The organism is Cellulosimicrobium sp. NPDC057862, assembly GCF_042797035.1.
Classification (GTDB): Bacteria; Actinomycetota; Actinomycetes; order Actinomycetales; family Cellulomonadaceae; genus Cellulosimicrobium.
On record NZ_JBHVMH010000006.1, the window covers coordinates 1 to 12,941 of the forward strand.

The window sequence follows — 12,941 nt, forward strand, 5'->3', positions numbered from 1 at the left end:
GACCTCCGTTGGTGCGAGCCGGGTTCCTAGACAGCTCCCACTCGACCCGGAGGTCTCTCGCTACGTCAACAACCTGCTGGGTCAGTACACCTAGGGCGCGTCCCACCGGTCGCCCGCGCTCGTAGGCTCGTCCCGTGAGCCCCCTCCCCTCCCCCGGCCCGACCACCCCGCCGGATGCACCCGCCGCGTCGACCCGGGAGCACCAGGCCGTGACGGTGCGACCCGCCACCGCGGGCGACCTCGGGCGTGTCGCCGAGATCGCCGCCCCGTTCGTCCGCGACACGTGCGTGACGTTCGAGGAGGAGGTCTGGGACGTCCCGGCGTGGCAGCGCAAGCTCGACGACGTCACCGCGCGCGGCCTGCCGTTCCTCGTCGCGGAGGTCGACGTCCCGACGGAACCCGGAACCGCGGGAGGCCCGCTGGTCGCGGGCTACGCCTACGCGTCCGCGTGGCGGCCGAAGCCCGCCTACCGGCACACCGCCGAGGACACGATCTACCTCGACCCGGCCCACGCCGGTCGCGGGATCGGCTCCACCCTGCTGAGCGCGCTCCTGGACGCGTGCGCCGTCGCCGGGGTCCGCCAGGTCGTCTCGGTCGTCGCCGACGTGCCCGAGGCGGCAGGCTCGCTCCCCCTGCACCGCCGGTTCGGCTTCGTCGAGACGGGCCGCCTCACCGCCGTCGGCTTCAAGCACGGCCGCTGGGTCGACACGATCCTCCTCCAGCGCTCCCTCTGAGCCGGGCGGGGCGAGAACGAGCCTGGCACCGCGGGCGGCCACCTGGGGTGCGCGACGACCAGGGCGAGGCGGAGCACTGACCAGGGTTCTGTCCCTGCGGCGAGGCTCAGGCGACGAGGCCGCGGCGGAGGTCGGTCGTACGCTGCTCGACCGTGCGCCAGGCGTGGCGGCTGACGCCGGGGTGGGCGTCGCGGTCGACGTCCGCGAGCGCCGCGAGGAGTCCGTCGAGGGTCTGGGCGACGGCGCGCTGGGCGCGGCGTCGGGGCAGGCCCCAGGTGGTGCCTTCGGTGACGAGGTGCTCGGCGGTGAGGCGGTCCATGTCGCGTTCTCCGGAGACGTCCATGGCGAAGACGCGGGAGGCGTGGTCGTGGTGCAGGTGCATGGAGACGTCGTAGGCGGGGGCGAGCCGTACGGTGCCGTCGGCGTGGCGCAGGACGGAGATGTTCTTGGCGTGGGCGTCGGTGTTGCCGATGGCGAGGTTGAAGGTGGTGAGGGCGAGGAGGGGGTCGGGGCGGGTGCCGTCGTCGCGGAGGGTGCGGGCGATGGCGGCGAGGGAGGGGAAGCGGCGTCCGTGCTGGAACTTGCGTTCGGGGTCGCGGGTGTTGATGCCGAGGGCCTGTGCGGTGTCCTCCTGGTGGAGGCGTGCGGTGCCGCTTGGCTCGGTGGGGTCGGGGACGCGGTCGTAGCGGGTGACGACGATGGCGCGTTCGCCGTCGAATTCGGTGACGTGGGCGTCGATCGTGGTGAGGCCGGTGCGGCGGGCGAGGTCGAGGGCGGCGGCCTCGGTGTTGACGAGGTCGGCGGTGGGTGAGTCGGAGGGGCGGGCGACCTTGAGGATGTGGGTGGTGGGTGCGGTGCCGTGGGGGCGGGCCCAGCCGTGCTCGTCGTGCAGGAGGGTGATCTTGGGTTCCATGCCCGGCAGGGAGCTGGTGAGGTGGTCGGTGCGTCCTTCGCCCCCGCTGCGTGCGACGGCGGCGCGCAGGAGGAGCGCGACGGCGGCGTCGTCGAGTCGTTCGGGTGTGCCGGGGGTGCGCAGGGGGTGCCCTTCGGGCGTGAGGAGGACGGCGCCTGCGGTGTCGTGGCCGTAGTGGACGAGGAAGGCGAGGGCGTCGTCGGGGTCGATGCCGGCGTCGATGGCCATGGCGTCGCGGGTGCGGCCTTCGGGGAGGAGTCCGTCGAGCCAGGCGGCGACGCGCGCGGGGTGGGGCGAGGACTCGTCGGGCGGGGTGATGGGGAGCAGGTGGGACAGGACACGGGCGTCGTGTCCCCAGCGGTCGAGGGCGTCGGTGGTCCAGGTGAGGGTGACGCGGGGGGTGCCGTCGGTGGTGCGCGTGCTGGCGGGTGCGAGGGTCGCGACGGGGGTGCCGTAGAGCCAGGCGGTGACGGTGGTCATGGGCGTTCCTGGAGTCGCAGGTCGACGTCGAGGGTGTCGAGGAGCTCGAAGAGTCGTTGGACCCAGAGGTTCTCGACGCCGTTCTCGAGCTCGGAGAGGTACTGGCGGGTGATGCCGAGCTCGTCGGCGACCTGGGCCTGCGTGAGCCCGCGGGTCCGGCGGACGCGGCTGAGGTAGGCGCCGAGGTCGCGGGGGCTTCGGGGGGTGGTCCAGGTGTCGGCCATGCTCGCTCTCCTGCCGTCGGTGCGCGGGCTCGTGCTGCGGCGTCAGGATTATCCGACACGCGTCGACGTCAGGTTACTCCGACACGCTCGGGATGTCGAGATATGCCGACGCCCCACGAGGGCCGCCCCCTCACACCGTCCGGCACAGGAGCGTCAGGTGCATCGCGTCGGTGCCGTGGACGTGCGGCCAGAGCTGGACGTCCTGGCGGTCGCCGAGCTCGATCGTGTCGCGCGCCTCGGAGCGCACGACGTCGCGCACGACCGCCGGGGCGTCGAGGAGCTCGACGTCGTCGCGGCGGCGCAGCACGTCGGCGACGACGACCTGGGTCTCGGCGAGGTGGGGCGAGCACGTGACGTAGCCGACCACTCCCCCGGGCCGGACGGCGTCGAGCGCGGAGTCGAGGAGCTCGCGCTGGAGCCCGGTGAGGGTCGCGAGGTCGGCGGGCGTGCGCCGCCAGCGGGACTCGGGACGGCGGCGCAGCGCACCCAGGCCCGTGCAGGGGGCGTCGAGGAGCACGCGGTCGTAGGCGCCCGGCTCGTCCTGCCCGACGGCGCGCCCGTCGCCCGTGCGCACGGCCTCCACCGCGTCGGCCGGGACGGCGGCGAGGGCCTTCTCCACGAGCCGCGCGCGGTGCGGCTGGACCTCGTTGGCGACGAGACGCGCACCCCGCCCGGCCGCGAGCGCCGCGAGGAGCGCGGCCTTGCCCCCGGGTCCGGCGCACAGGTCGAGCCAGCGCGTGTCGGGGCCGGTCAGCGGTGCTGCGGCGAGGGCGAGGGCGACGAGCTGGCTGCCCTCGTCCTGGACACCGGCGCGACCGTCGCGGACGGCGCCGAACGCGGCGGGGTCGCCGCCCTCGAGGCGCAGCGCGGTGGGTGCCCACCGGGAGGGGGTCACGCGGTCGTCGCCGTCGGAGAGCTCGTCCGGGTCGGCGAGGCCGGGGCGGGCGACGAGCGTGACGCGCGGGGCGTCGTTGTCGGCGGCGAGGAGCGCGTCGAGCTCGGCGACGGGGCGGCCGTTGCCCGCGAGGGCGTCGCGCAGGGCGCGGGCGATCCACACGGGGTGGCTCTGGGTGGCCGCGAGCGCCGCGAGGTCGTCGGGGGCGTCGTCGGCGATCGTGGTGAGCCAGTCGTCGAGGGGGGTGCGGGCGACGCGGCGCAGGACGGCGTTGACGAGCTGAGCGCTGCCGGCGCCGGTGCGCTCGCGCGCGAGCCCGACCGTCTCGGACACGGCAGCGTGCTGGGGCACGCGCATGCCGAGGAGCTGGTGGGCGCCGAGGCGCAGGACGTCGAGCACGGGCGGGTCGAGGCGGTCGAGGGGCCGGTCGAGGCACAGCGCGAGGACGGCGTCGTAGCGGCCGCGCAGGCGCAGGGTGCCGTAGGCGAGCTCGGTGGCGAACCCGGCGTCGCGGCCGCGGATGCCGCGCTCGCGCAGGAGGGGCGGCAGGACGAGGTTGGCGTAGGCGTCGGAGCCGTCGACCTGGCGCAGGACGTCGTAGGCGACGGCGCGGGCCGGGTCGGTGCCCTTGCGACGCTGGGAGGGCGCGTGCGCGCTGCGGGACGTCTCGCCGCGGGAGCGAGCGGCGCCGCGCTGGCGGCCGCGTGCGTCGCGGCGCTCCTGCCCGCCGTCCGAGCCGTTCGAACGGACGTTCGAGCCGGTGTTACCCCCCGTTCTGCGCGCACTCGAACGCGCGTTCGAGTCGCGCCCGCTCCGCTCGGATCCGCCCGACCGATCGTTCGAACGTGCGTTCGATCCGCTGGTCGGGGCCCGGCGGCCCGTGTCGTCGCGGTCCCGGTCCGCGGGCGTGCCGCCGCTCATCGGACGACCTCCGCGCCGAGCACGAGATCCTCGGGAAGGCGGGCGCCTCGCGCCCAGTCGGCGGCAGGCATCTGCTTCTTGCCCACGGGCGAGACGTCCCCGAGCTGGACGGCGTGCGTCGCGGTGCCGACGAGGACCTCCTTCTTCGCGGCCCGCACCTGCCCGGGGGCGAGGTCGGTGACGTCGGGGCGCGGCGTCACCGGGCCGAGCCCGAGGCGAGCGGGCGCGCCGTCGGGACCGGGGACGGTGGTCCAGGAGCCCGGCGCCGGGGTGCAGCCGCGCACGAGGCGGTCGACCGCGAGCGCCGGGTGGTCCCACCGGACCTCCGCGTCGGCGGGCGTGAGCTTCGCGGCGTGGGAGACGCCGTCGGCGGGCTGGGGCTGCGGGCGCAAGGTCCCGTCCTCGAGCGCGTCGAGCGTCGCGACGAGCAGGCCCGCGCCGGAGACGGCGAGGCGGCCCAGGAGGTCCCCGGCGGTGTCCCGGGGACGGATGGTCTCGGTCGTCGTGCCGAGCGTGGGGCCGGAGTCCAGGCCCTGCTCGATGAGGAACGTCGTGGCGCCGGTGACCTCGTCCCCGGCGATGATCGCGCGCTGCACGGGGGCGGCGCCGCGCCAGGCCGGCAGGACGGAGAAGTGCAGGTTCACCCACCCGTGGCGCGGCACGGCGAGCACGTCGGGGCGCAGGATCTCCCCGTACGCGACGACGGGGGCGGCGTCGACGTCGAGCTCGGCCAGGCGCGCGAGGAAGTCCTCGCCGCGGGGGCGGTCGGTGATCACGGGGATCCCGGCCTCCTCGGCGCGCACGCGCACGGGGCTCGGGGTCAGGCGCCGTCCCCGGCCCGACGGCGCGTCGGCGCGCGTGAGGACGGCGACGACGTCGTGGCGGGAGTCGAGGAGGGCGTCGAGGGACGGGACCGCGGTATCCGGGGTCCCGGCGAACAGCAGGCGCATGGGCCCGATTCTAGGTGCCACCCCGCTCTCGCCCCACAGACCGTCGCGGGAGACGGTCGCCGCGCTACCCGAGGTCGGGGGTCTGCTCGAGCCCCGGTCCGTCCACCCTTCGCGCACCCAGCGGCGCGTCCAGAGAGACCTCCACGCGGCGCGAGATCGCTGCCTCGGGGCACACCGACCCCTCCTGCGGCTCCTGCACGACCACCCGCACCGTGATCTCGACCGTGTCGTCGCTCTCGACGACGTCGACACCCGCGTGCTCCTCGCAGGAGGCGCCGTGCTCGACCACGATCGGCAGCACGTCCTCCGTGCGGTCCGCGTCCGGAACGACGCGCCACCGGGTGGTCACGGTCGACGCGCGGTCGGAGCAGGCCGCGAGCGCCGCGACCAGGACCAGTGCCGGGACCGTGAGGGCCGGCCGCCCTCCCCGGACCGTGGCGCCCCTCTCACCAGACCTCGGGGACACGCCGAAGGGTCCGTTCCCGTCGGCCCTGGACCCCGATCGAGACCGAACCGTTCGGTGCGCGACGTGCCACCGGACCGCGGTCACCGTCACCCGGAGAGAGGAACCCCGAGGGCGCGCAGCGCGGCACGCAGGCCGGGCGTGCCGTCGAAGAGATGGGTGCGCAGACCGAGCCGGGCCGCCGCGTCGATGTTCGCGGCGCTGTCGTCGGTGAAGAGCGTGCGCGCCGGGTCGAGACCGAACCGCTCGACCGCGAGCGCGAAGATCGCGGGGTCCGGCTTGGCCAGGCCCTCACGGCCCGAGACGAGCACGTCGTCCATGAGCGTCGTCGCGGGAGCGGCCGGTCCCGCGTGCGGGTACAGCTCGGCGGACCAGTTCGTCAGCCCGTACAGGCGCAGGCCGAGGTCGCGCAGCTCGCGCACGAGCTCCTCGGAGCCCTCCACGGGGCCGGTGAGCGTCGCGGGGAACTCCGCGACGTACCGGTCCAGGAGCGCGACGTGATGCGGGTGGGAGGCCTCGACGGCGGCGCGCGCGTCGGCCCACGTGGCCCCGGCGTCGCGCTCGTGGTTGAGGACGCGGAAGTCGACGTCGGCGAAGAACGCGTCGACGACCTCGCGGTCCAGCCCGGCGTAGGCGCCGTACGGGTCCCAGCCGACCAGGACGTTGCCGAAGTCGTACAGGACGGCGTCGATCGCGCGCGCGGGGGCACCTCCAGGGGTGCCGTCGGCCGTCGCGGGGTGGTGCGTCACAAGATCTCCTTCGGGTCGAGCTCCACCCGCACGCTACCCGGCTCGCGCCGCGCCGAGCGCACCGCGAGCGACGCGGCGAGCTCGCGCGCGAGCCGCCGGCCGTCGCGCACGGGCACGCGCACGACGGCGCGCACCGGTGGGGCGTCCAGCAGCCCCGGCCCTGCGCCGTCGCCGGCCCCAGCGACCTTCGCCGTGCCCGGCGACGACCCGGGCCCCGTGCCGGGCGCACGCCCGCGCGGCGGAGGTGCGGGCACCTCCACGGGTCCGAGGACGGCGTCGGGCCGCGCCAGCTCGACCCGCCCCAGCAGCGCCGCGACCGCCGGGCGGTCCCCCGTCACCGCCGCCACCCGCACGGCGGGCGGCAACGACAGCTCGGCCCGCTCGTCGAGCTCGCGGTCCGCGAGGAGCGCCGGGTCCCAGCGCACGAGCGCGTTCGTCGGGGCCGGGGCGGCGTCGCCGACGAGCAGCACCTGCCCTCCGGCCGTCGCCGGACGCACGAGCGCCGCCGCGGTGAGCCAGCGCGCGAGCGCGTCCTGCGCGACGTCCAGCCCGACGTGCGCGGTGCTCACCGCGGCGTCGAGCAGCAGCGCGGCCGCGTACCCGCCCTCGGCGACTGGCTCCGCGCCCGGCGTCGCGACGACAAGCGCCGGGCGCGACGAGACCGCCCCGAGCACCCCGCCGGCCGCGGCCGCGCCCGAGACCTGGACGGGCACGCCCGCGAACGCGCGTCCGAGCTCCTCCGCCGTGCGCTGCGACCCCACGCGGACCGACCGCAGCCCCGTCCAGCGGCACTCCGCGCACGACCAGCCGCCCGCGAGCGCCCCGCACCACGCGCACTGCGGCGTGGCGCCCGCGCCTGACAGCGCGAGCGGGCCGTGGCACACGGTGCAGCGCGCGGGCGTGCGGCAGCGCCCGCACGCGACGACGGGCACGTACCCGGAGCGGGGCACCTGCACCAGCACGGGCCCGTGCTCGAGCGCGGAGCGTGCCGCGCGCCACGCCGCGGTCGGGATGCGCGCCGCGGCGCCCGGCCCCTCGGCCGCGAGCTCCACCGACGTCAGGGCCCGCACGCGCGGTGCGCGCGCCCGCACGACGTCGCGCGGCGCGGCCAGGTCGTGCGCCCAGCCCCGCGCCACGAGCGCGTGCGCCGCGACCGTGCGGCCGTGCGACCCGAGGAGGAACGCGGCCCCCTCCTGGTCGCTGCGCAGCGCCAGCACCTCGCGCGCGTGCGGGTACGGGGCACGCGGCTCGGCGAGCGTGTCCTCGCCGTCGTTCCAGCACACCACCAGTCCGAGGTCCGCGACCGGGGCGAACGCCGCCGCCCGGGTCCCCACGACGACGCGCGCCCGCCCGTGCAGCACCGCGAGGAACCCGCGGTAGCGGGGCGCCGGCCCCTCGTCCGCGGTGAGACGCACCACCTCGCCTCCCGTGGCCGCGTCCCAGGCGGGCAGTCCCGCGGCGTCCAGGGCGGCGCAGACCTGGTCGACGTCCCGCGCGTCCGGCACGACGACGAGCGCCCCTCTGCCGCCCGAGCGCGCGGCGCGCACCGCCTCCGCGACCGCGGCGGCCCAGTGCGTCACGGGCAGCGGGTCCGCGCCCCGGCGGGCCCGCCCGGCGCCCCGCCCGTGCTCGACGGATGCGGGGGCGGGCTCCGAGCCCGACGCCGGGGCCGCCGGGGCGAGCCCGGGTAGCGCGGTCCACACGGCCCGCGGGGCGCCCCCGGCCGCGACGTGCGCGAGGAACGCCGCGCCGGCGCGGTAGGGGGCCCACACGGAGCCGACGGACGCTGCCCCGGACCCTCCGGCCTGGGGCGCGAGGTGCGCCTCGCCGGTCCCGACCCCGCCCACCGGCGCCGTGGCCCCCGTGGCGTCGCCCTCGGCGGCCGCGAGCGCCTGCTCGGCGCGCGCGTGCCGCGGCGGGACGGCGAGGCGGAGCACGTCCGACAGGGTGCCGGCGTAGTGGTCGGCGACGGAGCGCGCGAGCCGCGCCACGGCGGGCGAGAGCACCGGCTCGGGCGAGACGACGCGGCGCAGCGGCAGCAGTCGGCCGTCGTGGTCGGACCGCTCGGCGCGCTCCAGGACGTACCCGTCCACGTCGCGGCCGGCGAACCGCACCTTGACCCGCACACCGGGCCGCGCGTCGTCGGACATGGTGGCGGGCACGAGGTAGTCGAACGCGCGGTCCAGGTGCGGGGGCGCCAGGTCGAGCGCGAGGCGCGCGACGGGCAGGTGCGGGGCGACCTCCTGGGACGCCGCCGCGGGGCGCCGCGGCGCGGGGGCCGCGGAGACACCAGGCAGCGTGTCCTGCACCGCCTGCGACGTGTCCTCGGGCTCGCTCACGACGTCATCGAACCACGCGCCGCCGTCACGACCGGGCGGGCGGGCGGCACCTCGACGAGCACGCGGACCAGCAGGCGGACCAGCACAGCCGCGCGAGGCCCCACCGGGCTCGTCACACCTGGGACTGCAGGTCCGCGACGCGGTCCGTGCGCTCCCACGTGAACTGCTCGAGCTCGCGCCCGAAGTGCCCGTACGCGGCCGTCGCGGCGTAGATGGGGCGCAGCAGGTCCAGGTCACGGATGATCGCCGCGGGACGCAGGTCGAACACCTCGCGGATCGCGGCCGTGATGCGCTCGACCGGCACCTTCTCCGTGCCGAACGTCTCGACGTACAGGCCCACGGGGTGCGCCTTGCCGATCGCGTACGCGACCTGCACCTCGCAGCGACGCGCGAGGCCCGCCGCCACCACGTTCTTCGCGACCCAGCGCGTCGCGTAGGCGGCGGAACGGTCCACCTTCGACGGGTCCTTGCCGGAGAAGGCGCCGCCGCCGTGCCGGGCCATGCCGCCGTAGGTGTCGACGATGATCTTGCGGCCCGTCAGGCCGGCGTCGCCCTGCGGCCCGCCGACGACGAACGTCCCGGTGGGGTTGACGAACAGGCGGGTCTCGCGCGTGTCCAGGTCCACGCCCGCGGCCTCCAGGACCGGCGCGACGACGTCGTCCGCGACGAGCCGGTGCAGCGCGTCCTGGCGCACGTCCGGGTCGTGCTGCGTGGACAGGACCACCGTGTCGAGCGTGACCGCGCGGTCGCCGTCGTACCCGATGGTGACCTGCGTCTTGCCGTCCGGGCGCAGCCCCGGCACCGTCCCGTCGCGGCGCACGAGCGCGAGGCGCTCCGCGAGACGGTGCGCGAGCCAGACCGGCAGCGGCATGAGGCTCGGGGTGTCGTCGCTCGCGTACCCGAACATCAGGCCCTGGTCGCCCGCGCCCTGCGCGTCGAGCGGATCGTGGTCGCGCTGGTCGTCGCGCTCCTCGAGGCTCTTGTCGACGCCCTGCGCGATGTCGGGCGACTGCTGCCCGATCGACACCGAGATGCCGCACGAGTCCGCGTCGAACCCGATCGCGGACGACGTGTACCCGATGCGGCGCACGACGTCGCGCACGATCTGCGGGATCTCGACGTACGCGTCGGTCGTCACCTCGCCCGCGACGTGCACGAGGCCCGTGGTGACCATGCTCTCGACCGCCACGCGGGACGTCGGGTCCTGCGTCAGCAGCGCGTCGAGGATGGAGTCGGAGATCTGGTCGCAGACCTTGTCCGGGTGTCCCTCGGTGACGGACTCGGACGTGAACAGACGCAGCTCAGCCATGGCGCACAGCCTACTGTCCCGAGGCGTGGGCGTCGGCATCCGCCACGCGAGACGAGACGCGGGTCACTCGGACGGGACGGCTCCCGCGTCCGCGCGGTCCGCCGCGGCGCGCCCGGCGACGTCCCACACCGCGTCCGCCACCTCTCGCTTCGTGCCGCTCGCCGTCGCGACCACCTCGCCGGACCCGTCGACGACGGTCACGTCGTTCGCGTCGACGCCGAACCCACGCCCCTCACCCACGGCGTTGACGACGAGCAGGTCGGCGCCCTTGCGGCGCGCCTTGGCGCGGCCGTGGTCGAGCACCGAGCCGTCCGCGTCCCCCGTCTCGGCCGCGAAACCCACCACGACCTGGCCGACGCGCAGCCGGTCGTGCGCGAGCTCGGCGAGCACGTCCGGGTTCTCGACGAGAGCGATCGGCTCGGGACCGCGGCCCGGCACCTTCTTGATCTTCGCCCCGGGCGCGTGCGCCGGTCGGAAGTCCGCGACCGCCGCGGCCATCACGACGACGTCCGCCGACGCCGCCGCGGCGCGCACCGCGTCACGCAGCTGGGCCGTCGTCTCGACCGCGACGACGTCGTCGAGGCCGGCGCCCTGCACCAGTGCAGCGACGTCCGGCGCGAGGTTCGCCGCGACGAGCGTCACGTGGGCGCCCCGCGCCCTAGCCGCCCGCGCGAGCTCGACCCCTTGCCGCCCGCTGGAACGGTTGCCGATGAAGCGGACCGGGTCGATCGGCTCCCGCGTGCCGCCGGCCGACACCACGACCCGGCGGCCGACGAGGTCGCGGGCCTGCCCCGCCACGGCGGTCGGGGACGCCGCCCCGTCGGAGCCGCGCACGACGGCCAGCGCGACACGCGCGATCTCGTCGGGCTCGGGCAGGCGGCCCGGACCCGTGTCGGCGCCCGTCAGGCGGCCCGATGCCGGCTCGATCACGTGCACGCCGCGCTCGCGCAGCGTCGCCACGTTCGCCTGCGTGGCCGCGTGCTCCCACATCTCGGTGTGCATCGCGGGCGCCATCACGACCGGGCAGCGCGCGGTCAGCAGCGTGGAGGTCAGCAGGTCGTCCGCCCGGCCCGACGCCGCCCGCGCGAGCAGGTCCGCGGTCGCGGGCGCCACGACGACGAGGTCCGCGCCCTGGCCCAGCGCGACGTGCGGCACGTGCTCGACGTCCTCGAACACCTGGTCCGTCGCCGGCTCGCCCGACAACGCCTCCCACGTGGGCGCGCCCACGAACCGCAGGGCCGACGCCGTGGGCACCACGCGCACCCGATGACCCTGCTCGCGCAGCAGCCGCAGCAGCAGCACGGCCTTGTACGCCGCGACCCCGCCGCTCACCCCGAGCACGATCCGCATGTCGCTCCTCCCGCCGGTCCCGCTCTTCTCCGCGCCCACCGGGGTGGACGGCCGTGGACGCACGAACGCCGCGCCCTCCTGCGGAGGTGCGCGGCGTACGGGCTCAGGCCTCGTCGGCCTCGTCGGGCTCGGCCTCGATCGTCAGCAGGCCCGCGTTGATCTCCCGCATCGCGATCGACAGCGGCTTCTCCTGGTTGCGCGTCTCGAGCAGCGGCCCGACGTTCTCCAGCAGACCCTCGCTGAGCTGCGAGTAGTACGCGTTGATCTGGCGCGCACGCTTGGCCGAGTAGATGACGAGCGCGTACTTCGAGTCGACGTGCTCCAGCAGGTCGTCGATCGGCGGGTCGGTGATGCCCTCGGGGGCGGCGACGGTTCCGGACACAGTTCGCTCCGTGGGTTCAAGGGTCTGTGGCCGGGGCCACAGCTGGTCGATGGCGGCGGCGCGCCGACCGCTCCGTCCGGGGCCGGGCGGGCGCGGCCCCGAGCAGTCGCCGGGTCCGCGGACCGGGTCTGCGGCCCTCCGGGGAGCGGGCCCGCGCGCGGGCACCGCAGGACAGTCTACTCGCTGTGCTGCTCGGTGTGCTGCTCCGTGTGCTGCTCCGTGTGCCCGGACGGCGCGGGATCCGCCGCTCGCGCGGGGTCGCCGGTCGCGCCCTCGACGGGCCGGGGCTCGAGCCCCATGACGCGCACGAGCTCGTCCGTCGCGCGGTGCACCTCGTCGTTGACGATCACGTGGTCGAACTCCGACTCCGCCGCGAGCTCGACCCGCGCCGTCGTGAGCCGACGCTCGCGCTCCTCCGCGTCCTCCGTGCCGCGGCCCACGAGCCGGCGCACCAGCTCGTCCCAGCTCGGCGGGGCGAGGAACACGAACCGCGCCTCGGGCATCGACGCGCGGACCTGGCGCGCCCCCTGGAGGTCGATCTCGAGGAGGGCCGGCACGCCCGCGGCGAGCTTCTCCTCGACCGCGCGCCGGGGCGTGCCGTAGCTGTTGCGACCGTGCACCACTGCCCACTCGAGCAGCTCGCGCTCCGCGACCATGCGGGCGAACTCGTCCGTCCCGACGAACAGGTAGTGCACCCCGTCCACCTCGCCCGGCCGCGGGTCGCGCGTCGTCGCCGACACGGACAGCCACACCTCGGGGTACCGGGCGCGGATGTCGGCCGACACCGTCCCCTTCCCGACGGCGGTCGGTCCGGCCAGGACGGTCAGACGGGCGGGGCTGGGTGAGACCACCGGCGCCGTCGCCCCCGCGGCGGGGACGGACGGCGTCGGCTCGGACGGGTGCGCGGAAATGTCAGCCAAACCTCTCGATGAGGGCCGCGGACTGGTGAGGACCGAGGCCGCGGACACGACGTGTCTCGGCGATCCCGATCTCCTCCATGATCGCCCGAGCCTTCACCTTACCCACGCCGGGCAGGGACTCCAGCAACGAGACCACCTTGAGCTTGCCGATCATGTCGTCCGTCTGCCCGCGCTCGATGACCTCCTTCAGGGAGCCCTGGGAGTACTTGAGCCTGTTCTTCACCTCGGCGCGCACGCGTCGGGCCTCTGCGGCCTTCTCGAGCGCCGCCGCGCGCTGTTCTGGGGTCAGGGGTGGAAGTGCCACGCAAGTCA

13 protein-coding genes are annotated in these 12,941 nt (G+C 76.1%); 1 reads left to right on the forward strand and 12 read right to left on the reverse strand.

All coding sequences use genetic code 11. The features are described 5' to 3' along the window. Positions 1-134: 134 nt before the first annotated feature. The gene (locus ACFVN3_RS09680) at positions 135-734 is read left to right on the forward strand and encodes a GNAT family N-acetyltransferase (protein WP_378232593.1); all 600 of its coding nucleotides are present in this window, start codon (positions 135-137) and stop codon (positions 732-734) included. A 106-nt stretch (positions 735-840) separates the two neighbouring features. Here ACFVN3_RS09680 and ACFVN3_RS09685 read toward each other — a convergent pair whose 3' ends face one another. The 12 genes from ACFVN3_RS09685 to mihF form a co-directional block, all read right to left on the reverse strand. Next, positions 841-2,127 (reverse strand): type II toxin-antitoxin system HipA family toxin, encoded by a 1,287-nt coding sequence (locus ACFVN3_RS09685; RefSeq protein ID WP_378232594.1) that lies wholly within the window; start codon positions 2,125-2,127, stop codon positions 841-843. Beyond that, the gene (locus ACFVN3_RS09690; RefSeq protein ID WP_237842640.1) at positions 2,124-2,351 is read right to left on the reverse strand and encodes a helix-turn-helix domain-containing protein; all 228 of its coding nucleotides are present in this window, start codon (positions 2,349-2,351) and stop codon (positions 2,124-2,126) included. The genes ACFVN3_RS09685 and ACFVN3_RS09690 overlap by 4 nt, the downstream gene beginning before the upstream one ends. A 130-nt stretch (positions 2,352-2,481) precedes the next feature. Beyond that, positions 2,482-4,167, reverse strand: coding sequence for an RsmB/NOP family class I SAM-dependent RNA methyltransferase (locus ACFVN3_RS09695; RefSeq protein WP_378232596.1), 1,686 nt, complete (start codon positions 4,165-4,167; stop codon positions 2,482-2,484). Further along, positions 4,164-5,117 (reverse strand): methionyl-tRNA formyltransferase, encoded by a 954-nt coding sequence (gene fmt, locus ACFVN3_RS09700; protein ID WP_378232598.1) that lies wholly within the window; start codon positions 5,115-5,117, stop codon positions 4,164-4,166. Before fmt ends, ACFVN3_RS09695 begins: the two co-directional genes overlap by 4 nt. Before the next feature lie 64 nt (positions 5,118-5,181). Further along, on the reverse strand, positions 5,182-5,583 hold the full coding sequence (locus tag ACFVN3_RS09705) for a hypothetical protein (RefSeq protein WP_378232599.1): 402 nt from the start codon (positions 5,581-5,583) through the stop codon (positions 5,182-5,184). Positions 5,584-5,669: 86 nt separating this feature from the next. Continuing rightward, positions 5,670-6,329, reverse strand: a complete 660-nt coding sequence (locus tag ACFVN3_RS09710) for an HAD family hydrolase (RefSeq protein WP_378232600.1) — start codon at positions 6,327-6,329, stop codon at positions 5,670-5,672. After that, positions 6,326-8,668 carry a primosomal protein N' gene (locus ACFVN3_RS09715; protein ID WP_378232601.1) on the reverse strand — a complete coding sequence of 781 codons (2,343 nt, stop codon included), beginning with the start codon at positions 8,666-8,668 and terminating at the stop codon, positions 6,326-6,328. Before ACFVN3_RS09715 ends, ACFVN3_RS09710 begins: the two co-directional genes overlap by 4 nt. Positions 8,669-8,780: 112 nt before the next feature. Continuing rightward, positions 8,781-9,977 (reverse strand): methionine adenosyltransferase, encoded by a 1,197-nt coding sequence (metK, locus tag ACFVN3_RS09720; protein ID WP_378232602.1) that lies wholly within the window; start codon positions 9,975-9,977, stop codon positions 8,781-8,783. 63 nt (positions 9,978-10,040) lie between these two features. Further along, positions 10,041-11,327: a bifunctional phosphopantothenoylcysteine decarboxylase/phosphopantothenate--cysteine ligase CoaBC gene (coaBC, locus tag ACFVN3_RS09725; RefSeq protein ID WP_378232603.1), complete on the reverse strand. Its 1,287-nt coding sequence runs from the start codon at positions 11,325-11,327 to the stop codon at positions 10,041-10,043. 103 nt (positions 11,328-11,430) lie between these two features. Beyond that, a complete protein-coding gene (gene rpoZ / locus ACFVN3_RS09730; protein ID WP_047234226.1) occupies positions 11,431-11,709 on the reverse strand; it encodes a DNA-directed RNA polymerase subunit omega in 279 nt (92 codons plus the stop codon). Between the two features lie 176 nt (positions 11,710-11,885). Further along, the gene (gene gmk, locus ACFVN3_RS09735; protein WP_378232605.1) at positions 11,886-12,560 is read right to left on the reverse strand and encodes a guanylate kinase; all 675 of its coding nucleotides are present in this window, start codon (positions 12,558-12,560) and stop codon (positions 11,886-11,888) included. 61 nt (positions 12,561-12,621) lie between these two features. Continuing rightward, entirely contained in the window at positions 12,622-12,933 is a 312-nt protein-coding gene (gene mihF / locus ACFVN3_RS09740; RefSeq protein ID WP_021482878.1) for an integration host factor, actinobacterial type, read from the reverse strand. Between the last annotated feature and the right edge of the window lie 8 nt (positions 12,934-12,941).

Coding starts and splice junctions, on each gene's coding strand:
- ACFVN3_RS09685 (WP_378232594.1), bottom strand. CDS start 2,127: ATGACCACCGTCACCGCCTGGCTCTACGGCACCCCCGTCGCGACCCTC.
- ACFVN3_RS09690 (WP_237842640.1), bottom strand. CDS start 2,351: ATGGCCGACACCTGGACCACCCCCCGAAGCCCCCGCGACCTCGGCGCC.
- ACFVN3_RS09695 (WP_378232596.1), bottom strand. CDS start 4,167: ATGAGCGGCGGCACGCCCGCGGACCGGGACCGCGACGACACGGGCCGC.
- fmt (WP_378232598.1), bottom strand. CDS start 5,117: ATGCGCCTGCTGTTCGCCGGGACCCCGGATACCGCGGTCCCGTCCCTC.
- metK (WP_378232602.1), bottom strand. CDS start 9,977: ATGGCTGAGCTGCGTCTGTTCACGTCCGAGTCCGTCACCGAGGGACAC.
- coaBC (WP_378232603.1), bottom strand. CDS start 11,327: ATGCGGATCGTGCTCGGGGTGAGCGGCGGGGTCGCGGCGTACAAGGCC.